At 65.9% G+C, this 25,090-nt stretch carries 20 protein-coding genes; 17 read left to right on the forward strand and 3 right to left on the reverse strand.

The features are described 5' to 3' along the window. Positions 1-113 precede the first annotated feature (113 nt). Positions 114-698 carry a hypothetical protein gene (locus tag D3880_RS07745; RefSeq protein ID WP_119892901.1) on the forward strand — a complete coding sequence of 195 codons (585 nt, stop codon included), beginning with the start codon at positions 114-116 and terminating at the stop codon, positions 696-698. Between the two features lie 410 nt (positions 699-1,108). Here D3880_RS07745 and D3880_RS07750 read toward each other — a convergent pair whose 3' ends face one another. Together D3880_RS07750 and D3880_RS07760 are read right to left on the reverse strand one after the other, a co-directional pair. After that, complete coding sequence (locus D3880_RS07750) at positions 1,109-1,372, reverse strand: DUF2790 domain-containing protein (protein ID WP_119892902.1); 264 nt, start codon at positions 1,370-1,372, stop codon at positions 1,109-1,111. 405 nt (positions 1,373-1,777) lie between these two features. Then, complete coding sequence (locus tag D3880_RS07760; RefSeq protein WP_119892904.1) at positions 1,778-3,934, reverse strand: FUSC family protein; 2,157 nt, start codon at positions 3,932-3,934, stop codon at positions 1,778-1,780. A 299-nt stretch (positions 3,935-4,233) separates the two neighbouring features. Here D3880_RS07760 and D3880_RS07765 point away from each other — a divergent pair, with 299 nt between their 5' ends. The 14 genes from D3880_RS07765 (at position 4,234) to D3880_RS07830 (ending at position 21,551) form a co-directional block, all read left to right on the forward strand. Continuing rightward, complete coding sequence (locus tag D3880_RS07765; protein ID WP_119892905.1) at positions 4,234-5,181, forward strand: LysR family transcriptional regulator; 948 nt, start codon at positions 4,234-4,236, stop codon at positions 5,179-5,181. A gap of 149 nt (positions 5,182-5,330) precedes the next feature. Continuing rightward, positions 5,331-7,286, forward strand: a complete 1,956-nt coding sequence (gene acs / locus D3880_RS07770) for an acetate--CoA ligase (protein ID WP_119892906.1) — start codon at positions 5,331-5,333, stop codon at positions 7,284-7,286. Between the two features lie 825 nt (positions 7,287-8,111). After that, entirely contained in the window at positions 8,112-8,891 is a 780-nt protein-coding gene (locus D3880_RS07775) for an ABC transporter substrate-binding protein (protein ID WP_119892907.1), read from the forward strand. Positions 8,892-9,109: 218 nt separating this feature from the next. Beyond that, the gene (locus D3880_RS07780) at positions 9,110-9,799 is read left to right on the forward strand and encodes an ABC transporter permease (protein WP_119892908.1); all 690 of its coding nucleotides are present in this window, start codon (positions 9,110-9,112) and stop codon (positions 9,797-9,799) included. A 15-nt stretch (positions 9,800-9,814) separates the two neighbouring features. Then, complete coding sequence (locus D3880_RS07785) at positions 9,815-10,513, forward strand: ABC transporter permease (RefSeq protein WP_119892909.1); 699 nt, start codon at positions 9,815-9,817, stop codon at positions 10,511-10,513. A gap of 15 nt (positions 10,514-10,528) precedes the next feature. Beyond that, positions 10,529-11,293, forward strand: a complete 765-nt coding sequence (locus D3880_RS07790; protein WP_119892910.1) for an ABC transporter ATP-binding protein — start codon at positions 10,529-10,531, stop codon at positions 11,291-11,293. A 125-nt stretch (positions 11,294-11,418) separates the two neighbouring features. After that, positions 11,419-12,399, forward strand: coding sequence for a GlxA family transcriptional regulator (locus D3880_RS07795; protein WP_119892911.1), 981 nt, complete (start codon positions 11,419-11,421; stop codon positions 12,397-12,399). Positions 12,400-12,475: 76 nt separating this feature from the next. After that, a complete protein-coding gene (locus tag D3880_RS07800; RefSeq protein ID WP_119892912.1) occupies positions 12,476-12,973 on the forward strand; it encodes an Lrp/AsnC family transcriptional regulator in 498 nt (165 codons plus the stop codon). A gap of 126 nt (positions 12,974-13,099) precedes the next feature. Continuing rightward, positions 13,100-13,630: a peptidylprolyl isomerase gene (locus tag D3880_RS07805; protein ID WP_162934957.1), complete on the forward strand. Its 531-nt coding sequence runs from the start codon at positions 13,100-13,102 to the stop codon at positions 13,628-13,630. A gap of 8 nt (positions 13,631-13,638) precedes the next feature. Beyond that, positions 13,639-15,420, forward strand: coding sequence for an aminopeptidase P family protein (locus D3880_RS07810; protein ID WP_119892914.1), 1,782 nt, complete (start codon positions 13,639-13,641; stop codon positions 15,418-15,420). A gap of 163 nt (positions 15,421-15,583) precedes the next feature. Next, positions 15,584-16,876: a purine-cytosine permease family protein gene (locus D3880_RS07815; RefSeq protein ID WP_119892915.1), complete on the forward strand. Its 1,293-nt coding sequence runs from the start codon at positions 15,584-15,586 to the stop codon at positions 16,874-16,876. Positions 16,877-17,059: 183 nt separating this feature from the next. After that, a complete protein-coding gene (locus D3880_RS07820) occupies positions 17,060-17,773 on the forward strand; it encodes a TorF family putative porin (protein ID WP_162934958.1) in 714 nt (237 codons plus the stop codon). A 56-nt stretch (positions 17,774-17,829) separates the two neighbouring features. Further along, a complete protein-coding gene (locus tag D3880_RS07825; RefSeq protein WP_177412160.1) occupies positions 17,830-19,875 on the forward strand; it encodes a hydantoinase/oxoprolinase family protein in 2,046 nt (681 codons plus the stop codon). 2 nt (positions 19,876-19,877) lie between these two features. Next, positions 19,878-21,551, forward strand: coding sequence for a hydantoinase B/oxoprolinase family protein (locus D3880_RS07830; protein ID WP_119892917.1), 1,674 nt, complete (start codon positions 19,878-19,880; stop codon positions 21,549-21,551). A 9-nt stretch (positions 21,552-21,560) separates the two neighbouring features. Here the strand turns inward: D3880_RS07830 and D3880_RS07835 are convergent, their stop codons facing one another. Then, positions 21,561-22,121: a sensor histidine kinase gene (locus tag D3880_RS07835; RefSeq protein WP_162934959.1), complete on the reverse strand. Its 561-nt coding sequence runs from the start codon at positions 22,119-22,121 to the stop codon at positions 21,561-21,563. 545 nt (positions 22,122-22,666) lie between these two features. Here D3880_RS07835 and D3880_RS07840 point away from each other — a divergent pair. Both D3880_RS07840 and aruF read left to right on the forward strand, forming a co-directional pair. Beyond that, positions 22,667-23,887 (forward strand): aspartate aminotransferase family protein, encoded by a 1,221-nt coding sequence (locus D3880_RS07840; protein ID WP_119892918.1) that lies wholly within the window; start codon positions 22,667-22,669, stop codon positions 23,885-23,887. Positions 23,888-24,013: 126 nt separating this feature from the next. Next, entirely contained in the window at positions 24,014-25,036 is a 1,023-nt protein-coding gene (gene aruF, locus D3880_RS07845) for an arginine/ornithine succinyltransferase subunit alpha (RefSeq protein WP_119892919.1), read from the forward strand. Positions 25,037-25,090: the final 54 nt, after the last annotated feature.

Consider the following 25,090-nt stretch of genomic DNA (forward strand, 5'->3'; position numbering starts at 1 on the left):
CGCGCCGGCAGCTTAGGAAAGATGTTGATCTAAATGATAAGTATTATTAATATCTCTAAGACTTTAGTCCTAGGGGTCGCATTGCCATCCCTAATAAAAACAAGGTGAATGCAATGCTTAAAATGCTGCTCATATACAGCCATCTGCTCGCTACCTGCATCGCCCTCGGGACCATGCTGCAGGCCGATCACAAGCTCTGGCGCTGGCGCAAGGAGTTGCTCAACCGCGCGATGCGTGAGCAGCTAGCGGAAACCCAGCAGATCGTCACCCTGGCGCTGCTGTTTCTGTGGGGGACTGGCCTGCTGTTGGTGCTGATGGGCTATCTCGACGAAGGTATTGGCTATCTGCTCAATCAGAAACTCTGGGCCAAGGTCAGCGTGGTCACGCTGCTGAGCCTGAACGGCGCGTTGCTGCACAAAGCCGGTTTCCCTCTGTTGCAAAAAGCGCCTTTCGTCTTGTTGCCCGGCTCTGCCCGCGTCCGCCTTGGGCTCTTGGGCGCGCTGTCCATGAGTGGCTGGCTATTCGCCGCATTCCTGGGGGTGGCCCGCCCGTGGAATCATGTGATGCCTTATCAGCATGTGATGGGCGCCTTCGCCGCGCTCTTGCTGCTGGCCAGTGCCGTGGCGTTTGTCGTCGTTAGCACGGCGGGCGTTGAAGTTGAGGATGAGCAGGGCGATGGGTCTGCTGAGTCTTGTTAGACCATGGTGGAATGGCTGGCTCTGGCTGGCGGGCGTACAAAGGCTGCATCCAGCTCCTGCGTGGTTTCTGGATGACGTGTTTTCCCATTCCACTCTCCCGGAATGTTGCAGGCGGCCCAGCGGGCCGCCTTTTTTGTGGCTATGTCCCAGTTGCGTGCTGCAGCGCTGTGTAGGAGCCAGCTTGCTGGCAATCACTGCCGGACTGCGCAGCCCATCCTACCGATGAACTCCAGTCGTAATCCGGGGCGCCGCATTACCCGCCCTGCGGGCTGTCAGCACATTCCGAACGTGTAGGAGCGAATTCATTCGCGAAAGGGCTCATCCCTTGCTCGCGGATAAATCCGCTCCTCCAAAAAACACTGATCCATGCGACACGTAACTGGGACATAACCTTTTATGGACGGCCGTGCTTAGCCCTCGTGGCAGCCGTTGCCCCAGACCCGGTACTGGATGGTGTGGCGCTGGCCTTGCGAGTCGTCATAGGTCATGCGCGCCGGGACGACGCCGCAGTCCTTGGAGATGTCGGTGGTCGAGACCACGTGGGCGATATCCAATTTCATGCCGTAGGTGTAGGGCACCACGGCGGAGTCCTGTTGCGGGTCGCTGGCGGTCGCTTCTGCGGCAAGGGTGAGGGAGGAGAGGCTGGCCAGGGCCAGGATGGCTACAGCTTTCATTGCATACCTTCCTTATCTGCATCTCCAGCCGATGGCAGGCCGAAATCCAGGCGTATGTTGGCCTGGACGAAGACCGGCACCTTCATCGGGAGGGGATGGATGGGGTGGAAATCAGGGTTTCGGACGTGTTTCTTGGTGCGTTTTCAGCGCAGGGAAATGCTACGTCCCGGGGCCGCGCGGTTATATGGCTGGGCGACTGAAAGACTCTGTACTGGGAGGCAACAATCTCCCGGAAGGCCAGGAAATCCGGCCTGGAGGTTGGTGTTGGGCGCCGGGGCTGGCGATGGGCATCGCTGCGCTCGACCCATCCTACGATCCGTCTCGATGCCCCGCCGTAGGGTGGATGTCGCTTTTCACATCCGCCGCGCTGGTGGAGAACGCTGCGCGGTTTTCCACCCTACGGGCTCAGGTTTCGTATGACGGCAGCGGCGACTGCGGGTCGAGCAGCGAGGTACGGATGAAGTGCAGGTAGCTCAGCACGCGCCGCAGCGGCGAGCTGTCGAAATGCGCTGGGCGTGGTTCCGCGGTATGGCGGGTGCTGTGAATGGCATGTTCGACAGCGCCGAGGGCGCGCTGGCGGTTGGCGGCGCTGGGCTGGATGAACAGGCGGATCAGGGCGCGGCCCAGCGTGCGGATCGCCCGGCGCCAGGGCATGTTGGGCGCATAGCAGCGCTCGGCGGGCAGGGCGGCCTGCTCGCGGCGCAATTCGATGATCGCGTGGCCGATTTCCTGCACCAGAAACATCCAGCCCAGCAGTCGGCGCTGCACGTCCGGGCGGCCGGCGGCAAGCCCGTAGGCCTGGGTCAGCAGGTCGCGGGTGCTGCTCTCGAAGCTGGCGCTGAGGCCCTTCAGCGGGGCGCTGATGGCATCGGCCACGCGCAGGCGCAGCTGCGTTTCCAGGCGTTGCCACAGCCAGGGGCGGTTGGGTGGCAGGATCAGCGCGGTGGCGAGTATCGCCAGCCCCATCGCGAGGAGCTGCGCGAGGTATTCGTTGATGACCAGGGCGGCATCGTAACGGGTCAGGTTGGCCGGCAGCGAGGTCCAGGAAAACCACATCAGCAAGCCGACGCCGCAGCCGTTCCACTGTGGCCTTGCGAGCAGCCAGGCGCCCAGTGCGTAGATCGGCGCCAGTACGCAGCAGAGCAGGGGGAAGCCATCCAGCAGCGGCAGCACGCGGAAGGTCAGGCAGAAGCCCAGGGTGGCACCGATCAGGGTGCCCAGCGCCAGTTGCCGGGCTAGCCGTTGCGGATTCGGCGAGGTCGAGGCCAGGGCGCAGACCATGACCGCGGTGAGGGTGAAGGTGGGGCCGCTGGGCCAGTCGGTCGCGATCCACAGTGTCGCGCCGCAGACGACCATCAGTGTGCAGCGCAGCCCGGCCACCGCCGCCGCCAGCGCGTTCGCCCGCGGCGTGAAGCGCTCGTGCCACTGTTCGCGCGCATGCTTGTGGGCTGCCAGCGCGGCGTGGGTCTGGGCGTAGTTGTGCAGCTCTTCGGTGAAGCGAAAGAGCAGCTCGGCGGCGGTGTCGTAGTCCAGTTGCTCGGCCTCGCTGGGGGCACTGGCGAGCAGGCGCGCACGGCCGTCGCGAATACGTGGCAGCAGGGCCTGGCGGCCTTCGTCGAGCTGCCTGGCCAGCAGTGTGGCGGCGGCATCGTCGAGCAGGTGCTGCTGCCAGGGGGCGAGCAGCTCGCCGATCGGCAGCAGGCACGGCATGAGGTGTTCGAGTACCGATGCGGCGTGCTGCGTGCGCAGGCGTTCGAGCAGCCGCTGCAAGGCATGGAAGCGCGTGGTCATCTGCATGAACTCGCTGTTCAGGCGCGCCAGCCGGCCGCTGCGCAGACGCATCTGCGGGTCTTCGAAGCGGGTGGCGTCGCGCAGGCTTTCCAGGCCGACCGCCTCGGCGGCGAAGCGCGCGCTGGCATCCTCGAAGCGTGCGATCTTCAGGCTGCCGTCGAGCCCGGCGCTGGCCAGCCCGGCGAATTCGGCGAAGCGCCGGTCGAGTGCATGACGCAGCGCCGCGCCACTGCTCTGCGGCAGGATCAGCGCGCTGACCAGCCCGGAGCAGAGGATGCCCAGGCTGATCTCCAGCACCCGCCAGAGCGCCTGCATGAACGCCGCCTCCGGGTGCGGCGCGGCGGGGATGCCGATCATCGCCACGGTGTAGCCGGCGAGCAGGCAGGCATAGGCGCGGAAGTCGCGGTAGCGGGCCGCGCCGGCGGTACACAGGCCGACCCAGATGGCCACGCAGAGTAGGAACAGCACCGGCTCCTGGCCGAACAGGGCGATCATTGCGACCATCGCCACGAGCCCGATCAGGGTGCCGACGATGCGGTAGAAACTCTTCGCCAGCACCTGGCCGCTTTGCGGCTGCATGACGATGAAGACGCTGACCAATACCGTGCTCGGTTGCGGCAGCTCCAGGCGATAGGCCAACCACAGCGCGCCGAACGCGGCGAGCAAGGCTTTGCCGATGAAGGCCCAGGTAACGCCATCGCTTTGCGCCCATTCGGCCAGCGCACGGCGCAGTTCGCCCGACGAGGGCAGTGCGGGGAAAACCAGGTTCATGGGTTTATTCCGTGATCGGATGAGGGCGATGGAGATGGGGTGTTGGGCCGCCGGCGCGGAGATGGAGGCATGGGGTGGCCGGCCGGTTGGCCAGCGCAAGGAAGGTGCACGGTGGGCGAGGCACAGCTGCTAATCCTGGGATGGTGCGGGTGGCCGCAGGTGGGGCGGCGATTCTAGGAGGCGGCCGGGGCGAAGATAAGCTGACGGATTAGCGATTCATTGTTGTCTGAACAGGCAATAATTGAATGTTGCTGAATGTGTGAAAATTCGCGGCTTCTTCAGCTCGCTCCGGGAGCACGATGGACCTCTTGCACAACATGCGCACCTTTGTCTGTGTCGCCGAATGCGGCAGTTTCACCGCCGCCGCCCAGCGCATGGACCTCACCACCGCCTATGTGTCGCGCACGGTGGCCAAGCTCGAGGCGCGTTTGCACACGCGTTTGCTGCACCGCACCACGCGGCGCGTGGCGCTGACCGAGGCGGGCGAACGCTACCTGCAGCGCTGCCAGCAGATCCTCGGCTGCATCGAGGAGGCGGAGGCCGAGGCGGGCGAAGCGCACGCGCGGCCGGCCGGCACGCTGAAGGTGCATGCGATGACCGGGATCGGTCAGCACTACCTGATCAAGGCGATTGCCCAGTATGGCGACAAGTACCCCGAGGTCAGCTTCGACCTGACCCTGGCCAATCGCAGCACCGATATCCTCGACGAGGGTTACGACATCTCCGTGGTGCTCGCCGCCGAACTGCCGGACTCGGGCTTCGTCTCCAAGTCGCTGGGCCAGACCTTCAGCGTGCTCTGCGCTTCGCCGGCCTATGTCGACAAGCACGGTGCGCCGCACACCCCGGCGCAGCTCAACGAGCACCGCTGCCTGCGTTTGGTGAACGCGGCGATGTCGCTGGACAGGTGGCGGTTTGCAGGCCCCCAGGGCGAGGAAATGGTCAGCATCGGCAAGACCCCCTTCCAGGTGAATAACGCCGATGCGATGACCGAAAGCGTACGCGCCGGCATGGGCATCGGCGCCTTGCCGATCTATTCGGCAGCCAGCGGCCTGCGCGATGGCAGCCTGGTGCGCGTGCTGCCGGACTACAGCCTGCATCATCTGAACGTGTTCGCGCTGTACGCCTCGCGGCAGTACCTGGACGCCAAGATCAGGACCTGGGTGGAGTTCCTGCGTGACACCCTGCCAGCCATGCTGGCCGCCGATGCCCGCTGCATCGCCGAGCACAGTGGTCCGCTGCCTCGCTAGGGGCGGCGTACGCACGGTTGGGAAAAGTCGGGCTTATAAGCCCATAAGTTTGCCTGTGGGCTCGGTACTACCATGGTCGAATGGCCCTGGCGGGAGGCGGCGGATACAAAAGGTGGCATAGAACAACAACTGTCACCGAGGTTATTTCCATGAGTGCCGCTTCCCTGTATCCCGTCCGCCCCGAGGTCGCCGCCCAGACGCTGACCGACGAGGCCACCTACAAAGCCATGTACCAGCAGTCGGTGATCAACCCCGACGGCTTCTGGCGCGAACAGGCCAAGCGCATCGATTGGATCAAGCCGTTCAGCAAGGTCAAGCAGACCTCGTTCGACGATCACCACGTCGACATCAAGTGGTTCGCCGACGGCACCCTCAACGTCTCCGCCAACTGCCTCGACCGCCATCTGGCCGAGCGTGGCGACCAGGTGGCGATCATCTGGGAAGGCGACGACCCGTCCGAGCACAAGGAAATCACCTACCGCGAGTTGCACGAGCAGGTCTGCAAGTTCGCCAACGCCCTGCGCGGCCAGGACGTGCACCGCGGCGACGTGGTGACCATCTACATGCCGATGATTCCCGAAGCGGTGGTGGCCATGCTCGCCTGCACGCGCATCGGCGCGATCCATTCGGTGGTGTTCGGCGGCTTCTCGCCGGAAGCCCTGGCCGGGCGGATCATCGACTGCAAGTCCAAGGTGGTGATCACCGCCGACGAAGGCGTGCGCGGCGGCAAGAAGACCCCGCTGAAGGCCAACGTCGACGACGCCTTGACCAACCCGGAGACCAGCAGCGTGCAGAAGATCATCGTCTGCAAGCGCACCGGCAGTGAGATCAAGTGGCACCCGCACCGCGACGTCTGGTTCGAAGACCTCATGAAGGTCGCCGGTAGCCACTGCGCGCCCAAGGAAATGGGTGCCGAGGAGCCGCTGTTTATCCTCTATACGTCGGGGAGCACCGGCAAGCCCAAGGGCGTGTTGCACACCACCGGCGGCTATCTGGTGTACGCCTCGCTGACCCACGAGCGGGTATTCGACTACCGCCCGGGCGAAGTCTTCTGGTGCACCGCCGACATCGGCTGGGTCACCGGACATACCTATCTGATCTACGGACCGCTGGCCAACGGCGCGACCACCGTGATGTTCGAGGGCGTGCCGAACTACCCGGACGTCAGCCGCGTGTCCAAGATCGTCGACAAGCACCAGGTCAACATCCTCTACACCGCGCCGACCGCCATCCGCGCGATGATGGCCGAGGGCAAGGCCGCCGTGGCGGGCGCCGACGGCTCCAGCCTGCGCCTGCTCGGCTCGGTCGGCGAGCCGATCAACCCGGAAGCCTGGCAGTGGTATTACGAGGCCGTCGGCCAGTCGCGCTGCCCGATCGTCGACACCTGGTGGCAGACCGAAACCGGCGCCACCCTGATGAGCCCGCTGCCCGGCGCCCATGCGCTCAAGCCCGGCTCTGCGGCGCGGCCGTTCTTCGGTGTACAGCCGGCATTGGTGGACAACCTCGGCAATATCCTCGAGGGCGCCACCGAGGGCAATCTGGTGATCATCGACTCCTGGCCGGGCCAGGCGCGCACCCTGTACGGCGACCACGACCGCTTCGTCGACACCTACTTCAAGACCTTCAAGGGCATGTACTTCACTGGCGACGGCGCGCGCCGCGACGCGGACGGCTACTGGTGGATCACCGGTCGGGTCGACGACGTGCTCAACGTCTCCGGCCACCGCATGGGCACCGCCGAGATCGAGAGCGCCATGGTCGCCCACCCGAAAGTCGCCGAAGCGGCGGTGGTCGGCGTGCCGCACGACATCAAGGGCCAGGGTATCTACGTCTACGTCACCCTCAACGCCGGCGAGGAGTCCTCCGAGCAACTGCGTCAGGAACTGAAGAACTGGGTGCGCAAGGAAATCGGCCCGATCGCCTCGCCGGACGTGATCCAGTGGGCGCCCGGTCTGCCCAAGACCCGCTCGGGCAAGATCATGCGTCGTATCCTGCGCAAGATCGCCACCGCCGAATACGATGCACTCGGCGACATCTCTACGCTGGCCGATCCTGGCGTGGTGCAACACCTGATCGACACTCACCGCAGCATGCAGGCCGCCTGACCCAGCACCCGTACCCAGCGCCCCGCCTCGGCCACAAGCCGGGGCGGGGCGTTGTTCTTTCCGGCCGAAGCATCTGCGTAGGATGGGTCGAGCGAAGCGATACCCATCACCCACGCCGATGGGTATCGCAGGCTCAACCCATCCTACGAGCTGGCCGATCCTGGCGTGGTGCAACACCTGATCGACGCCCACCGCAACATGCAGGCCGCCTGACCCGGCACCCGCACCCAGCGCCCCGCCTCGGCCACAAGCCGAAGCGGGGGCGTTGTTCTTTCCGGTCGAAGCATCTGCGTAGGATGGGTCGAGCGAAGCGATACCCATCACCCACACCGATGGGTATCGCAGGCTCAACCCATCCTACGAGCTGCAAGCTGACTTTTATCGAGTGTCCGCCGCGGTAACCCTCGCGCGTAACAGCCGGCGCGGTTTTGGGGCAGTGGGGAACGCCGCGGGCCATGCGGTCGCGTTTGCGCGGTAACAAAAAAATCTAATTAAGCGTGGGAGAGCCCGTGGTGTCTGGGTTTTGCAATTTCAGGTGCGAATATTGCTATGTTATGCGGTTAAAAACTCTTTCTGGCTCTGCATCATTCCGTAGTCCTGTCAATACGCTCCCGCCTGCGCTCCGGCGCTTCTGTAATTAGTTGTCGCATTGAGGAAATATCGGCTTTGGGGCTGTCGCTAGAATGCCGCTCACTCAGCCGAAGCCTCTTGCAATCCACTCGCGACCCTGCAAAGCCCCTGCTGCTCTCTACAATTTATGCACGAACCGGGCGAATTCGTTGGTTGCCCGTCGCAAGCCCCACCTCATTCGCAGGAGTCAGAAAAATGAAGAAGATTGCACTTCTCGGCGCAATGGCGCTGTCGCTGTTGTCGGCGTTTGCCATGGCTGATGACGCCAAGCCCCTGCGTATCGGTATCGAAGCGGCTTACCCGCCGTTTGCCTTCAAGACCCCGGACGGCAATATCTCCGGTTTCGACTACGACATCGGCAATGCTCTGTGCGAAGAGATGAAGGTCAAGTGCGTGTGGATCGAGCAGGAGTTCGACGGCCTGATCCCGGCCCTCAAGGTGCGTAAGTTCGACGCCGTGCTGTCGTCGATGAACATCACCGAAGACCGCCTGAAGTCGGTGGACTTCAGTCAGAAGTACTACAACTCGCCGGTGCGTCTGGCGATGAAGGCCGGTACTGAGATCAAGGACCCGCTGGTCGATCTGAAAGGCAAGAAGGTCGGCGTGCAGCGCTCTTCCATCTATGACCGCTATGCCACCGACAACTTTGCCCCGGCGGGTGCCGAGGTCGTGCGTTACACCTCGCAGAACGAGATCTTCCTCGACCTGGCCGCCGGCCGGGTGGATGCCACCCTGGCGGACGCGGTGAACATCGACGACGGTTTCCTGAAAACCGATGGCGGTAAGGGTTTCGCCCTGGTCGGTCCGACCTTCAACGACAAGAAGTACTTCGGTGAAGGCGCCGGTATCGCCGTGCGCAAGGGCGACAAGGCGCTGGCCGATAAGATTTCCGCCGCCATCCAGGCGATCCGTGCCAATGGCAAATACAAGGCCGTGCAGGACAAGTATTTCAGCTTCGACATTTACGGCGAGTAAGAGTGGCTGTTCAGGTTCTCGCGAACTCGCGCCAGACAAGGCGCAACCTTGTAAGGCGCGATGCGCGGCAGATCCTGAGCAAATTCTAAGCGCCTCCTTGCTCCTTCGCGGGCAGGGGGGCGCAGAGCCGGAATGGGTGCGCCGCAGCGCTTCCCGCACCCCAGTCCTCTCTCGGATGGAGAGGGGTGCCCCTTTCCGTTTTCCCGAGGATTGATCTCATGCTCCAAGGCTACGGCTCGACCATTCTCGACGGTGCCTGGCTCACGTTGATGCTCGCCTTGTCCTCCATGGCCATGGCCATCGTCCTCGGCTTGCTTGGCGCGGCGTTCCGCCTGTCGCCGATCAAGTGGCTGGCGCTGCTCGGCGAAACCTACGCCACGGTGATCCGCGGCATTCCCGACCTGGTGCTGATCCTGCTGCTCTTCTATGGCGGCCAGGACATCCTCAACCGCGTGGCGCCGCTGCTCGGCTATGACGACTACATCGACCTCAACCCCTTCGCCGCCGGGGTGTTCACCCTCGGCTTCATCTTCGGTGCCTACCTGTCGGAAACCTTCCGCGGTGCCTTCATGGCCATTCCCAAGGGCCAGGCCGAGGCTGGTGCGGCCTACGGCATGAGCGGCCTGCAGGTGTTCTTCCGCATTCTCGTGCCGCAGATGATCCGCCTGGCGATTCCCGGTTTCACCAACAACTGGCTGGTGCTGACCAAGGCCACCGCGCTGATCTCGGTGGTCGGCCTGCAGGACATGATGTTCAAGGCCAAGAGCGCGGCCGACGCCACCCGCGAGCCGTTCACCTTCTATCTGGCGGTGGCGGCGCTGTATCTGGTGCTGACCAGCCTGTCCCTGCTGGCCCTGCGGTTCCTCGAAAAACGCTACTCGGCCGGCATCAAGATCGCCGAACTCTGAGCCAGGAGAACCCGCATGATTTTCGACTTCTCGGTGATCTGGCAAAGCCTGCCGCTGTACTTGGGCGGCGTGCTGGTGACCCTCAAGCTGCTCGCCATTTCCCTCGCCCTCGGCCTGGCCGCGGCCCTGCCGCTGGCGCTGATGCGCGTGTCGCGGCGGCCGCTGATCAACCTGCCGGCCTGGCTGTACACCTATGTGATCCGCGGCACGCCGATGCTGGTGCAGCTGTTTCTCATCTATTACGGCCTGGCCCAGTTTTCTGCGGTGCGCGACAGCCTGCTGTGGCCGTACCTGTCCAATGCCACCTTCTGCGCCTGCCTGGCCTTTGCCATCAACACCAGCGCCTACACCGCGGAGATCCTCGCCGGTAGCATCAAGGCCACCCCGCACGGCGAGATCGAGGCGGCCAAGGCGGTCGGCATGTCACGCTTCAAGCTGTACCGGCGCATCCTCATGCCCTCGGCGCTGCGTCGCGCGCTGCCGCAGTACAGCAACGAGGTGATCATGATGCTGCACACCACCAGCCTGGCGTCGATCGTCACCCTGATCGACATCACCGGCGCGGCGCGCACGGTCAACTCGCAGTTCTACCTGCCGTTCGAGGCCTTCATCACCGCCGGCGTCTTCTATCTCTGCCTGACCTTCATCCTGGTGCGCCTGTTCAAATCGGCCGAGCGCCACTGGCTGGCCTATCTGGCCCCCCGCAAGCACTGAGCGAGAGCTGAATCCATGTACAAACTCGAAGTTCAAGACCTGCACAAACGCTACGGCAGCCACGAAGTGCTCAAGGGCGTGTCGCTGGCGGCCAAGGCCGGCGACGTGATCAGCATCATCGGCTCCAGTGGCTCGGGCAAGAGCACCTTCCTGCGCTGCATCAACCTGCTGGAGCAGCCGCACGGCGGCAAGATCCTGCTCAACGGCGAGGAGCTCAAGCTGGTGGCCAACAAGGACGGCGGGCTCAAGGCCGCCGATGCCAAGCAGCTGCAGCGCATGCGCTCGCGCCTGTCGATGGTGTTCCAGCACTTCAACCTGTGGTCGCACATGAGCGCCCTGGACAACGTCATGGAAGCGCCGGTGCACGTGCTCGGCATGTCCAAGAAGGAAGCGCTGGAGAAGGCCGAGCACTACCTGGCCAAGGTCGGCGTGGCGCATCGCAAGGACGCCTACCCGGCGCACATGTCCGGCGGCGAGCAGCAGCGCGTGGCGATTGCCCGCGCCCTGGCGATGGAGCCGGAGGTGATGTTGTTCGACGAGCCGACCTCGGCGCTCGACCCGGAGCTGGTCGGCGAAGTGCTCAAGGTCATGCAGGACCTGGCCACCGAAGGCCGCACCATGGTGGTGGTGACCCACGAGATGGGCTTCGCCCGCGAGGTGTCGAACCAGCTGATGTTCCTGCACCAGGGCGTGGTCGAGGAGCGCGGTTGCCCTAAAGAGGTGCTGGCCAACCCGCAATCCGAGCGACTCAAGCAGTTCCTCTCCGGCAGCTTGAAGTAAGCGGTGGGAGCCTGAATGGGGCGGCTCGTTCAGGCGCTGGCGAGCAACCGTAACGCCGCAGGGCAGCAGGCGCTGCCGGCAAAATCGAACAGCAACCTCTGCTTCAGGACACTAAACTGCTCGCCATGACTGCCCATCGAATTGCTTTCCTGCTCTGGCCCAGTACCAAGCCTATGACTCTGGCCCTGGCCGAGGAAGCGTTGTGCGTCGCCCAGCGTGTGCACCCGGAAGTGAGCTACGAGCTGCGTTTCCTCCAGGCCGAACCGGTCGAGGAGGGCGCCTGGCGGCTGCCGGGCGAGCCCTGGGCGGGCAAGCTGGAAGGTTGCCAGAAGCTGTTTCTGCTCGCCGACGAGCCGCCGGCCAACCTGTCGCCGGCGCTGGCCAACGGCCTCAAGCAGCTGGTGCGCGCCGGCTGCGTGATCGGCGGGTTGTCCGCCGGGGTCTATCCGCTGGCCCAGCTGGGCCTGCTCGACGGTTATCGTGCCGCGGTGCACTGGCGCTGGCAGGACGACTTCGGCGAGCGCTTCCCCAAGGTCATCTGTACCAGCCACCTGTTCGACTGGGACCGCGAGCGCCTGACCGCCTGCGGCGGCCTGGCCGTGCTCGACCTGCTGCTCGCCGTGCTCGCCCGCGACCACGGCGCCGAGCTGGCCGGTGCGGTGTCCGAGGAGCTGGTGGTCGAGCGCATCCGCGAGGGCGGCGAGCGCCAGCGCATCCCGCTGCAGAATCGCCTCGGCTCCAGTCATCCGAAGCTGACCCAGGCGGTGCTGCTGATGGAGGCGAACATCGAGGAGCCGCTGACCACCGACGAGATCGCCCAGCACGTGTGCATGTCGCGCCGCCAGCTGGAGCGCATCTTCAAGCAGTACCTCAATCGCGTACCCAGCCAGTACTACCTCGAGCTGCGCCTGAACAAGGCGCGCCAGCTGCTGATGCAGACCAGCAAGTCGATCATCCAGATCGGCCTGTCCTGCGGCTTCTCCTCCGGGCCGCACTTCTCCAGCGCCTACCGCAACTTCTTCGGCGCCACCCCGCGCGAAGACCGCAACCAGCGCCGCAGCACCAGCCCGTTCGAGCTCAGCCCAGCGGTGGTCGAGCGCGGCTAGACGGGGATAGCACTGGCGCCGCAGGGCGCCAGACGGCTAGATTGGCGCTCCCGCAGCAACCGGCAAGCCGTGGACCATGAGCAACACGAAGAAAGTCAAACTCGACCGCATCAACCGGGCGATTCTGGAAAACCTGCAGAACAACGCGCGGATCAGCAACCTCGAGCTGGCCGAGAAGGTCAACCTCTCGCCGAGTGCCTGCCTGCAGCGCACCAAGGCCCTGGAGGATGCCGGCCTGATCCGGGCCTACATGGCCTCCATCGACCTCGACGCTATCTGCATCAACGTCATGGCCTACGTGATGTTCCGCCTGCGCGACCACGCCAGCCACCTGCGCGTGCAGTTCGAGCGCAGCATCGGCCAGCGCCGCGAGCTGGTGGACTGCCTCAAGGTCGACGGCGAGTACGACTACATCGCCCTGGCCACCTGCTCGACGGTGGGCGACTTCAATCTGCTGTGCGAGCAGCTGATCGAGGAAAACCCCAACATCCAGAAGATCACCAGCCACATCATCCTCGACAAGACCAAGTGGTTCGCCGGCTACCCGCTGGACAACCTGATCTGGCGCGAGTGAGCACCGCATAATCTGCGGCGCGGCGCGCCGATTGGCGCAGCATCTGCCGTTGCGGGCCGGCAACTTCGTCATCTCGGCAGCCGCGACTGACCGACAATGGGCCATCGTTCTGCGCGAGAGCCCGCCATGTCCACGACCCCGCACGTCCGTATCGACACCGCCCTCGGGGCCTTCACCGTCGAGCTGTATGCCGATCGCGCGCCGCTGACCGTCGCCAACTTCCTGGCTTACGTCGACAGCGGCCGCTATGCCGGCAGCAGCATCTTCCGCATCGTCAACCCGCACAACCAGCAGCCCGAAGACCCAGTGCGCATCAGCGTGATCCACGGGGGCACGCGCCCGCTGGCGGCCGGCAACCTGCCGATGATCGCCCTGGAAAGCACCGCGCAGACCGGCCTGCGTCATCGCCACGGGACCCTGTCGATGGGCCGCGACGGGCGGGACGACGCCGAGGGCGACTTCTTCGTGTGCATCGGCGACCAGCCGCATTTCGACCACGGCGGCGCGCGCCACCCGGATGGCGAGGGCTTTGCCGCCTTCGGCCAGGTGGTGGACGGTCTGGCGGTGGTCGAGGCGATCTTCGCCGCCGCCGGCCCCAGCGAATACCTGGCCCCGGACGCGGAAATCCACATCCACGCCGCCCAGCGGATCGAGTGAGAGACGCCATGCAGCAATTCAAGGCGGTCCGTCAGGCCCTGGCGGCCAAGCAGCTCGATGCGTTGCTGCTGCCGCGCAGCGATGCCTACCTCAATGAAGACCTGGCCCCGGCCGACGAGCGCCTGCGCTGGCTGACCGGCTTCACCGGCAGCCAGGGCCTGGCCGTGCTGACCCGTCATCGCGCGGCGCTGCTGGTCGATGGCCGCTACCACGAGCAGGCCGAGCAGGAGTGCGGTGGCGTGCTGGAGGTGCTCGGCGACGGCGACGACGCGCTGTTCGCCTGGCTGGCCAGTGCCTTTCCGCACGGCGGGGTGATCGGCTGCGATGCGACGCTACACAGCGCCGCCGAACTGGCGCGCTGGCAGGCGCGGGCGCGCGCGCTGCGGCTCGAACTGCACGCGCTGGCGAGCAATCCGCTGGATGCCTGCTGGCTGCAGCGCCCCTCCGCGCCGGCCAGTCCGGTGGTGCCGCAGTCGCTGGCGTGGGCCGGGCAGGGCGCGGCCGACAAGCTGGCGCAACTGACCGGCCGGCTGCGCGCCTCCGGCTGTTGCGCGCTGTGGCTACCGGCGCCGGACATGCTCGCCTGGCTGCTCAACGTGCGCGGCCAGGACATCGCCATCGCGCCGCTGCCGTTCAGCAGCGGCCTGCTGCACTGCGACGGCACGCTCGACTGGTTCATCGACGAGCAGCGCCTGCAGTTGCCCTGGGACTGGTTGCCGCCGAGCGTGGCCATTCATCCGCCGGAGGCCGCGCAGCAGCTCTGGCGCCTGCTCGCCGCGCGCGAGTGCCGGAAGATCTGGGTCGATCCGGCGCTGAGCACCGCGGCCAGCGTCAAGCAGCTGCGCGAGGCGGGCTGCGAGCTGCATGAGGCGGCGCACCCGCTGCCCTTGCTGCGCGCCTGCAAGCAGCCCGCCGAGCTGGCCGGCTGCCGCGAGGCGCACCGTCTCGACGGCCTGGCGCTGTGCCGCTTCCTCTACCAGTTCGACCAGCAGCGCGCGAGCTTCCTCGGCCAGAGCGAGCTGTTCGTCGCCGCCGAACTGGAAGGCCACCGGCAGCGCAGCGCCGATTATCGTGGGGCGAGCTTCGACACCATCGCCGCCACCGGCGCCAACGGCGCGATGCCGCATTACTTGCCCAAGCCTGGCGAGGCGGCGCGGCTGAGCCGCGGCCAGTTGCTGCTGATCGACTCCGGCGGCCAGTACCCGCAGGGCACCACCGACGTCACCCGCGTGCTGCCGTGTGGCACGCCGACCGCGCGCCAGCGCTTCCTCTATACCCTGGTGCTGCGCGCGCACATCGCCCTGGCCAGCAGCCGCTTTCCACGCGGCACCGGCGGCATGACTCTGGACACCATCGCCCGCCAGGTGATGTGGCGCGAGGGGCTGGACTACGATCACGGCACCGGTCACGGCGTCGGCAGCTACCTGCAGGTCCACGAGGGCCCGCAACGCATCGCCCGCCACGCCAGCGCGACGCCGCTGCAGCCGGGCATGGTCACCTCGATCGAGCCGGGCGTTTACCTGCCCGGCGAGTTGGGCATCCGCATCGAGAACCTCTACGAAGTGGTGGCCTGCGCCGAGCGGCCCGGCTACCTGGAATTCCGCGTGCTGACCCTGGCGCCGCTGGAGCCGACGCTGATCGACCGCAAGGCGCTGAATGCGGCGGAACTGGCCTGGCTGCAGGCCTATCACGTCCAGGTCTACCAGCGTCTGGCCGCCGATCTGGAGCCGGAGGTGGCCAGCTGGCTGGCGCGCCAGACCGGCGCCGCACAATCTTCGGCTCAGCGCTGAATTTCCAAAGGAAGTGCAGTTGGGTGACTGAAATGCGCAGTTTCATTTTCATGACACTGGCTACCATGGCCCTGCGTTCGCGAGCGCCTCATAACAACACCAATACACGGCTTTCGGCTTCCGCCCGGCGGGAGTACGGTGGCTTTGCCATGAGAGAGGCGAGATGAGTAAGCACACACACGACGAGTTGCTGGATGACTATTCGCGCCGGCCGATCCCCGAGGATCAGCGCGCATCCGGTCTGAGCATCGCACTGATCACCTTCGGGGTCGGCATCACCCTGCCGGTGTTCTGGCTGGGCGCCGATGTCACCCAGAAGGTCGGCTTCGGCCCGGCCTGCTGGATCTTCTTTTTGGTCTGCATCCTGCTCGGCGGGCTTTGCTACTTCACCGCCCTGGTCGGCAACCGCGCCCGCCTGAGCACCTACATGGTGCTGCATTTCTCCTTCGGCCGGCACGGCGCCAAGCTGCTCAACTTCATCGTCGCGGTGACCCTGCTGGGCTTCTATTCGGCCACCGTGGACATCTTCGGCAGCACCGTGCAGAGCGCGCTGCAGAGCAGCTTCGGCCTCGCCTCGCCGGCCTGGGTGCATGTGCTCTGGGGCAGCCTGCTGATGACCGCGACGGCGATCTTCGGTTTCCGCGGCATGGACAAGCTGTCGGTGTGGTCGGTGCCGCTGATGGGCGTGTTCATGCTCTACGTGCTGTACCTCGCCGTCGAGAAGGCCGCGCCGGGGCAGATCAGCGCCTTCGCCGGTAGCGGCGACAGCCTGGCGCTGGCGATTTCCAGCACCATCGGCATGGTCATCCTCACCCCGGTGCTGATGCCGGACTTCACCCGCTATGCGCGCACCGACAAGGACAGCCTGATCGCCACCCTCGGCATGAGCCTGGGCTTCCCGCTAGTGCTGCTGGCCGGCGGCCTGCCGTCGATCGTCACCGGCCAGTCGGAGATCGTGCCGATCATGGCCGCCCTCGGCCTGGTGCTGCCGGCGCTGTTCATCCTGGTGTTCTCCACCTGGACCACCAACACCGCCAACCTGTATTCCGCGGTGCTGACCCTGGCGACCTTCATCCGCACCCCGGACTGGCGCCTGGCCGTGGCCGGCAGCCTGATCGCGACGGGTTTGGCGCTGGCCGGCTTCATGACCCACTTCCTCGACTTCATCCTCGCGCTGTCGATCGTCACCCCGCCGATCGCCAGCATCTACCTGGTGGATTTCTTCTACATCCGCCGCCAGCGCTACGACGTCAGCGAACTCGACGCCCTGCCGGGCTTCGGCTGGGCCGCGCTGATCGCCTGGGCGCTGGCCAGTGCCATCGCCTGGCTGACCACCTACGAGGGCTGGACCCTCACGTCGCAGCCGACCATCGACTCGCTGCTGATCGCCGCGCTGGTCTACCCGCTGCTGGCGCGCCTGCTGGCGTCGCCGAAACGGGTGCTCGCCAACAGCTGATCGCTTCCCGTTGAACGCCTCCCACCTCCGGCCCGCTTGGGCTGGACGGGATCGTGCGCGCCGCATTTCCGCCGCGCCGCACACCGAACAACAGCTTCACCCCGAATCGCCGCCGCACCGCGGCGCGGTTCCCTGACTGCCGAACAACTCCAAGAACCACGCTCGAACATTGGGAGCAGAACATTGAAAAAGATTGCATCCGGCTTGATCGCCAGCGCGCTGTTCAGCGCCGTCGCCCATGCGGACATTTCCAGCACGCTGGCCTGGACCAGCGAGTACCAGGTCCGCGGCATCGGCTATTCCGGCGACAAGCCGGCCACCAGCCTGAGCCTCGACTGGTTCAACGACAAAGGCCTGTTCGCCGGGGTGTGGGGCACCAACACCGACGGCTTCGCCGACGATGACCCGTATGACGACGGCGCCAACTACGAGATCGACTACTACGCCGGCTACAACGGCCAACTCGACAACGGCGTGCGTTACGGGGTGATCGGCTACTGGTACCACTTCCCGAATACCAAGTACGACGTCGACTACGCGGAGCTGGGCGTCAGCGCCGGCTACGGCAACTTCAACGCCTACTACTACTTCTCCAACGACTTCGTGAATACCGCGCAGGACTCGCACTACGTGGCGGCGGATTACACCTTCAACCTGCCCTACGCGGTGGACCTGACCTTCACCGCCGGCCACTCCTTCGGCCAGTACTACCGCAACACCGACATGACCGGTGCGCACGAGTACAGCCACTGGCAGGTCGACCTCAAGCGCAGCTTCGGGCCGATCGACACCAAGCTGAGCTGGGTGGACACCGACCTGTCCGGCGACTTCCACAACGACGGCGAGTACCTGCGCAACGACGGTCGCCTGATCTTCGAAGTCGCGCACACCTTCTGATCCTTTTTCTGCCGCGCTCCGGCGCGGCGTTTGAGCCGTTTTGCCCGGAGGTTTCCATGGCTATCCGCGTCGCTACCGATATCGGTGGCACCTTCACCGACCTGGTGTACGTACAGGCCGGCACGGTCAGGGCCGTCAAGGCCGACACCACGCCGCCGCACTTCGAGCAGGGACTGCTGAATGCCGTGGCCAAGAGCGGCGTGCGCTATGCCGACATCGAATTCTTCGCCCACGGTTCCACCGTGGTGATCAACACCCTCACCGAGCGCAAGGGCGTGAAGACCGCCTTGCTGACCACCCGCGGTTTCCGCGACGTGCTGGAGATCGCCCGCGGCAACACCCCGGACATCTTCAACACCTACTACCGCAAGCCGCCGCCGTTCGTGCCGCGCCACCTGCGCCTGGAGGTCGGCGAACGCCTCGACTACCGCGGCGCGGTGCTGACCGCGCTGGACCTCGGCGAGCTGCCGGCGCAGCTCGATTACCTGCGTGGCGAGGGCGTCGAGGCCATCGCCATCTGCCTGCTGCACGCCTACCGCAATCCGGCCCACGAGGAACAGCTGGCCGCGGCCATCGCCGAGCTGTGGCCGGAGGTGGCGGTGATCGCCTCGCACCAGGTCAGCCGCAACTGGCGCGAGTACGAGCGCAGCAACTCGACAGTGCTGTCCGCCTACGTGATGCCGCCGACCCGCGCCTACCTGGACAACCTGCACCAGCACCTGGCGGCCCAGGGCCTCGGCCCGGCGCCATTCATCATGAAGTCCAATGGCGGCATCACGCCGATCCAGGCGGCCCAGGCCGACCCGATCAGCCTGGTCGAGTCCGGTCCGGTCGGCGGCATGCTCGGCGCGCAGGCCTACGGCCAACTGATTGGCGAAACCGAACTGCTGGCCCTGGACATCGGCGGGACCACGGCCAAGTGCTCGCTGATCCACGACGGCCAGGTGGAGATCAGCAACGACTACGTCATCGAGAAGACCCCGACCAGCGCCGGCTACCCGATCATGACCCCGGTGGTCGACATCGTCGAAATCGGCAACGGCGGCGGCAGCATCGCCTGGCTGGATGCCGCCGGCAGCCTGCGCGTCGGCCCGCACAGCGCCGGCTCGACGCCCGGTCCGGTGGCCTACGGGCGCGGCGGCACGGCGCCAACCACCACCGACGCCAACCTGTTCACCGGGCGGATCAACCCGGCAGGCTTTGCCGGCGGCGAGATCGAGCCGGATCAGGCCGGAGTCGAGCGCGCCTTCAGCGAGCTCGGCGCGCGCCTCGGGGTGAGCGGCAAGCAGTTGGCCCACGGCGTGCTGCAGATCGCCAACGCCAACATGGTCAACGCGCTCAAGCTGATCTCGGTGAACCGCGGCTACGACCCACGTGACTTCGCCCTGATGGCCTTCGGCGGCGGCGGTGCGCTGCACGCCACTGAGCTGGCCGCCGAGCTGGGCGTGCCCAAGGTGATCATCCCGCCGTTCGCCGGGGTGTTCTCGGCCTGGGGCATGCTCATGCTCGACGTGCGCCGTGACTGCATCCAGACCCACCTGCAACTGCTCGACGCCGCCGGCGTCGACGAGTTGGCCCGCGAGTTCCTACGCCTGCAGGACGCGTGCGCCGCGCAGTTTGCCGCCGACGGCTTCCGCGCCGAGCAGCTGCGCTTCGAGTGGCACATCGACGCGCGCTATCTCGGCCAGGAGCATACCGTGAAGGTGCTGGTCGACGAGCTGCTGCTGCCGGTGCTGCTGGAAAGCTTCCATGCCCGTCACCAGCAGAGCTACACCTTCCGCCTCGACGCCCCGGTGGAGGTGGTCAACCTGCACCTGGTGGCCTTCGGCGCGGTGCCCAAGTCGCCCATCGACCCGCTGGCCGCCAGCCCGTCGCCGTGTGCCGAGGCGGCGCTTCGCGGCACCCGGCTGGTCGAGTTCGAGGCGGATCAGCCGCTGGAGACGCCGATCTACGAGCGCGAATGGCTGCTCAGCGGCATGTGCTTCGACGGCCCGGCGATCATCGAGGAAGCCACCACCACCACCGTGGTGCGTCCCGGCGACCGAGTCGAGGTGGACGCCTACGGCGGTCTGCATATCCATATTCAGGTGCAGGGGGAGTGACCATGCACGCGGCCAATCTGTTCACCCGCGAAATCATCAAGAACGCCCTGGTGGCCATCGGCGAGGAGATGTTCATCGCCCTCAAGCGCACCAGCATGAGCCCGATCATCTACGAAGCGCTGGACTACGGCATCGGCGTCACCGACGCGCGCGGCCAGTTGATCTCCCAGGGCAACGGCATCCCCGGTTTCATCGGCACCCTCGACGGCGCGGTGCGCAGCGTGCTGGACAAGTTCGGCGACGACATCCGCCCCGGCGACGTGTTCATCACCAACGACCCCTATGGCGGCGGTGGCACCCACCTGTCCGACGTGTCGCTGATCATGCCGGTGTTCCACGACGGCCGGCTGCTGGCCTGGACCGCCAACAAGGCGCACTGGACCGAGGTCGGCGGCAAGGACCCGGGCAGCTTCAGCTCGGACGCCAGCGAGATCTACCAGGAAGGCCTGCAGTTCCCCACGGTGCGCATCTACGACGGCGGGCGCATCAACCAGGCGCTGGTCGACGTGCTGGCCGCCAACGTGCGCCTGCCGGAAATGACGCTCGGCGACCTGCACGCCGGTACCGCCGCGCTGCGCGTTGGCGAGCGCCGCTTGCTGGCGATCGTCGCCAAGTACGGCGTGGCGACCACCCTGGACGCCATCGAGCAGCTCCTCGATCACGGCGAAGCCATGGTCCTCGAGGCCTTCAAGGGCCTGCCCAAGGGCGTGTTCGAGGCCGACGACGTGATCGACGAGGACGGCCTGGGCAACGGCCCGTTCCATATCAAGGTGCGCCTGGAGATCAGCGACACGCGTTTCGTCGCGGATTTCAGCGGCTCCAGCCTGCAGGCGCCGGGACCGATCAACAACACCCTGGCCGGCCTGCACTCGGCGGTCCGTGAGGTGTTCATGGGCGTGGTGCGGCCGGGCATTCCGGCCAACGCCGGCTGCTTCCGCCCGATCGAGGTGATCTGTCCGCCGGGGACCATCTGCACCGCGCAGCGTCCGGCGCCGGTGTCGGCCTACTTCGAATCCATGGTCACCGCCGCCGACGTGATCCGCCGGGCCTTGGCCGAGGCGCTGCCCGACCGCCTGATCGCCGGGCAGATCGGCTCGGTGTGCTCGATGGTGCTCAACGGCCATCGCGCCGACAGCGGCGAGGAATACCTGCTGGTCCAGCCGCTGGTCGGCGGCTGGGGCGCGGGCCACGACAAGGACGGCGAAAGCGGTCAGTTCTGCGTCGGCAACGGGGAAACCAGCAATATTCCGGTGGAGATCACCGAGCGCTGCTACGACGTGCTGGTCGAGCGCTATGGCTTCCATCAGGACGCCGGTGGCGCCGGGCGCCAACGCGGTGGCCGTGGAGTGGCGCTGGAGTACCGCATCCTCTCGTCGAAGGCGTGGATCTCGACCTTCTTCGGCCGTGGCCAGACCGCGCCGTGGGGCATGGCCGGCGGGGGCGAGGGCTCGTGCAACTATGCCGAGGTGCTGCGTAGCGACGGCAGCAGGCAGCGTTTCAGCCGGGCCAACCGCGTGGAGCTACGGCAGGGCGATCTGCTGCGGCTGGTCACCGCCAACGGCGGCGGCTGGGGCGCGGCGGAGGAGCGCAGCCTGGAGGCGATCCGCGCCGACCTCAAGGCCGGCTACCTGACGCCGGAGCAGGCGCGCCGCGACTACCCGCAGTTCGCCGGCTGAGCGCGCCGCTCAGAGCTTGAACTGCGCCGTCAGCGTGGTGCCCTGGCCGGGTGACGAGTTGACGTGGAAGTGCCCGCCGAGGGCCTCGACGGCGAGGCCGAGGCGGGTGTTGCCCAAGCATTCGGCGAGCATGTCGTCCTTGGCGATGCCCGGTCCGGCATCGGCGACTTCCACGGTCAGCTGGCCGTTGCGGTAGTGCGCGCTGACCCGCTGGCCCTGGCCGCCGGCATGCCGGTAGGCGTTGGTCAGACCTTCCTGGACGAAACGGTAGATGCAGAACTTCAGCGGCAGCGGTGCATGGGCGGGCAGGGCGCCGAGCTCCAGGCGCACCTGGGTGCTGGTGCGTTGCTCGTGGCGCTGGGCGACCAGGTGCAGTTCCTCGTCGAGGGTGAGGTCGCCGATTTCCGGCAGCACCAGCCCGCGGGAGATGGCGCAAATCTCGCGCAGGGCGTCCGCGGCGGTGCTGCGCATCACCTCGTAGGTGCTGTCCTGGCCGTCGGTGACCGGCTCGCCGCGCGCCTTCTGCAGCTCGGCGAAGTCATCGAGCATCACCAGGATCAGGGTGAGCAACTGCGCCGACGGGGCGGGCGCTGCCTGGGCTGCTGCGCGGGCGCTGAGGGTTGCGAGGTCATGGGGGCGCTGCCGGACCGGGGTGTCGGGGGCGATTCACTGTGAGTGTCGAGGGGCATCCGCGCAACTCCTGTAAACGCCAGGCGGGGCCTGAGCGGCGGTCCGAACCAGAAATGCGGATTACCTGATTTCGTGTAGTGAATTAAAGCGCTTCGGCGACCGTGGATTCCTATGATTTCGTTCTACTACCAGGCCGTTTTCCTATCATTCGGATCGGCACGGCGGCGCGGGCGGGGCGTCTAGCGCCTGCATTCGTCGATTGGCGCCGGGCAAGGAAATTTCCCCCTCAAGTACCGCTCGCGGCCCGCTCAGCGTTTAAACTGCGCCTTTCCGACGCTTTTCGTCGCATCGACATAAGGCCCGGAAATTCGCGGGTTGGCCCTATAACAAGTTGTCGCATAGCGGTAATGCCCGCTTCTGATCAGTCCCTACAATCCTTTCAGTACTTGCCAGTCACGGCAGTGCGCTTTTCCAGGAGAGCTTCGATGTCCGTTCAGCACGATCCGGTGCAACGCGCCGATTTCGACCAGTACATGGTGCCCAACTATGCCCCCGCCGCCTTCATTCCGGTGCGCGGCCAGGGTTCGCGAGTATGGGATCAGAGCGGTCGCGAGCTGATCGACTTTGCCGGCGGCATCGCCGTCAACTCCCTGGGTCATGCGCACCCGGCACTGGTGCAGGCGCTGACCGAGCAGGCCAACGCCATCTGGCACGTGTCCAACGTGTTCACCAATGAGCCGGCGCTGCGCCTGGCCAAGAAGCTGGTCGAGTCCACCTTCGCCGAGCGCGTATTCCTCGCCAACTCCGGCGCCGAGGCCAACGAGGCGGCGTTCAAGCTGGCCCGTCGCTATGCCCACGACGTCTATGGCGCGGAGAAGTTCGAGATCATCGCCGCCAGCAACAGCTTCCACGGCCGTACCCTGTTCACCGTCAGCGTCGGCGGCCAGCCGAAGTATTCCGACGGCTTCGGGCCGAAGATTCAGGGCATCACCCATGTGCCGTTCAACGACCTGGAGGCGCTGAAGGCGGCGATCTCCGACAAGACCTGCGCCGTGGTCCTCGAGCCGGTGCAGGGTGAGGGCGGCGTGTTGCCGGCCGAGCAGGCCTACCTCGATGGCGTGCGCGCCCTCTGCGATCAGCACAATGCGCTGCTGGTGTTCGATGAAGTGCAGAGCGGCATGGGCCGCAGCGGCGAGCTGTTCGCCTATATGAACTACGGTGTGACCCCCGACATCCTGACCAGCGCCAAGAGCCTGGGCGGCGGTTTCCCGATCGGCGCCATGCTGACCACCAGCGTCATCGCCAAGCACCTGGCGGTCGGCACCCACGGCACCACCTATGGCGGCAACCCGCTGGCCAGCGCCGTGGCCGGCGCCGTGCTGGATGTGGTCAATACCCCGGAAGTGCTCGCCGGCGTCAAGGCCAAGCACCAGCGCTTCAAGACCCGTTTGCAGCAGATGGCCGCCAAGTACGGCATCTTCACTGAGGTGCGCGGCCTCGGTCTGCTGCTCGGTGCGCAATTGAGCGATGCCTGGAAGGGCAAGGCCAAGGACGTGCTTAACGCCGCGGAAAAAGAAGCGGTGATGGTGCTGCAGGCCGGCCCGGACGTGGTGCGTTTCGCCCCCAGCCTGGTGATCCCGGATGCCGATATCGACGAGGGCCTCGACCGTCTCGAGCGCGCCATCGCCAAGCTGACCCAGGAATGACGTAGGCGGCACAGGGACGTGCCGATGTAACCCCGAATTCTGTGTGCGCCATGTTCCTCAAGTCATGGCTTTCTCTGAGTGATTCAGCGTGTCTGGCTCAGAGCTTTTCTTCAAAGGAGTAACACCATGCTGGTGATGCGTCCCGCGCAAATGGCAGATCTGCAAGATGTACAGCGTCTCGCCGCGGACAGCCCGGTGGGTGTTACCTCGCTGCCCGATGATGTCGAGCGCCTGCGCGACAAGATCGCCGTCTCGGAGGCCTCCTTCGCCGCCGAGGTCAGCTTCAACGGCGAGGAAAGTTATTTCTTCGTCCTCGAGGACAGCGCCAGCGGCCGCCTGGTCGGCTGCTCCGGCATCGTCGCCTCGGCCGGCTTCTCCGAGCCGTTCTACAGCTTCCGCAACGAGACCTTCGTGCACGCCTCGCGCGAGCTGAAGATTCACAACAAGATTCACGTCCTCTCGCTGTGCCATGACCTCACCGGCAACAGCCTGCTGACCAGCTTCTATGTCGAGCGCCCGCTGGTGGACACCGCCTACGCCGAGCTCAATTCGCGTGGCCGCCTGCTGTTCGTCGCCAGCCACCCGGAGCGTTTCGCCGACGCGATGGTGGTGGAGATCGTCGGCACCAGCGACGAACGCGGCGACTCGGCGTTCTGGGATGCGGTCGGCCGCAACTTCTTCGATTTGAGCTACAGCGAGGCCGAGCGCCTCTCCGGGCTGAAGAGCCGCACCTTCCTCGCCGAGCTGATGCCGCATTACCCGATCTACGTGCCACTGCTGCCGGACGCCGCCCAGGAAGCCATGGGCCAGGTCCATCCGCGCGCGCAGATCACCTTCGACATCCTGATGCGCGAAGGCTTCGAGACCGATCATTACATCGACATCTTCGACGGTGGCCCGACCCTGCATGCGCGTATCTCGGGCATCCGCTCGATCGCCCAGAGCCGCGTGGTGCCGGTGCGCGTGGATGACGCCGAGGTCGGCCGCGGCGGCCGCTCGTACCTGGTTGCCAACGGCCAGCTGCAGGATTTCCGCGCCATCGTCCTCGAACTGGACTGGGTGCCGGGCAAGCCGGTCAGCCTGCCCGCCGAGGCGGTCGAGGCCCTGGGCGTCGGCGAAGGCGGCAGCGTTCGCCTGATTGCGGTTTAACAGTCCTTCTCCCGCCGGGAGAGGGTGGCCCGTCAGGGCCGGATGAGGGAAGGC

Origin of the sequence: Pseudomonas cavernae (assembly GCF_003595175.1) — a bacterium.
Classification (GTDB): Bacteria; Pseudomonadota; Gammaproteobacteria; order Pseudomonadales; family Pseudomonadaceae; genus Aquipseudomonas; species Aquipseudomonas cavernae.

Excerpts from the sequence above, each read along its gene's own strand:
- D3880_RS07780 (WP_119892908.1), top strand. The coding sequence starts at position 9,110 with ATGCTCCAAGGCTACGGCTCGACCATTCTCGACGGTGCCTGGCTCACG.
- acs (WP_119892906.1), top strand. The coding sequence starts at position 5,331 with ATGAGTGCCGCTTCCCTGTATCCCGTCCGCCCCGAGGTCGCCGCCCAG.
- D3880_RS07830 (WP_119892917.1), top strand. The coding sequence starts at position 19,878 with ATGCACGCGGCCAATCTGTTCACCCGCGAAATCATCAAGAACGCCCTG.
- D3880_RS07790 (WP_119892910.1), top strand. The coding sequence starts at position 10,529 with ATGTACAAACTCGAAGTTCAAGACCTGCACAAACGCTACGGCAGCCAC.
- D3880_RS07760 (WP_119892904.1), bottom strand. The coding sequence starts at position 3,934 with ATGAACCTGGTTTTCCCCGCACTGCCCTCGTCGGGCGAACTGCGCCGT.
- D3880_RS07775 (WP_119892907.1), top strand. The coding sequence starts at position 8,112 with ATGAAGAAGATTGCACTTCTCGGCGCAATGGCGCTGTCGCTGTTGTCG.
- D3880_RS07805 (WP_162934957.1), top strand. The coding sequence starts at position 13,100 with ATGTCCACGACCCCGCACGTCCGTATCGACACCGCCCTCGGGGCCTTC.
- D3880_RS07800 (WP_119892912.1), top strand. The coding sequence starts at position 12,476 with ATGAGCAACACGAAGAAAGTCAAACTCGACCGCATCAACCGGGCGATT.
- D3880_RS07750 (WP_119892902.1), bottom strand. The coding sequence starts at position 1,372 with ATGAAAGCTGTAGCCATCCTGGCCCTGGCCAGCCTCTCCTCCCTCACC.
- D3880_RS07785 (WP_119892909.1), top strand. The coding sequence starts at position 9,815 with ATGATTTTCGACTTCTCGGTGATCTGGCAAAGCCTGCCGCTGTACTTG.
- D3880_RS07810 (WP_119892914.1), top strand. The coding sequence starts at position 13,639 with ATGCAGCAATTCAAGGCGGTCCGTCAGGCCCTGGCGGCCAAGCAGCTC.
- aruF (WP_119892919.1), top strand. The coding sequence starts at position 24,014 with ATGCTGGTGATGCGTCCCGCGCAAATGGCAGATCTGCAAGATGTACAG.
- D3880_RS07825 (WP_177412160.1), top strand. The coding sequence starts at position 17,830 with ATGGCTATCCGCGTCGCTACCGATATCGGTGGCACCTTCACCGACCTG.
- D3880_RS07765 (WP_119892905.1), top strand. The coding sequence starts at position 4,234 with ATGGACCTCTTGCACAACATGCGCACCTTTGTCTGTGTCGCCGAATGC.
- D3880_RS07840 (WP_119892918.1), top strand. The coding sequence starts at position 22,667 with ATGTCCGTTCAGCACGATCCGGTGCAACGCGCCGATTTCGACCAGTAC.
- D3880_RS07795 (WP_119892911.1), top strand. The coding sequence starts at position 11,419 with ATGACTGCCCATCGAATTGCTTTCCTGCTCTGGCCCAGTACCAAGCCT.
- D3880_RS07745 (WP_119892901.1), top strand. The coding sequence starts at position 114 with ATGCTTAAAATGCTGCTCATATACAGCCATCTGCTCGCTACCTGCATC.
- D3880_RS07815 (WP_119892915.1), top strand. The coding sequence starts at position 15,584 with ATGAGTAAGCACACACACGACGAGTTGCTGGATGACTATTCGCGCCGG.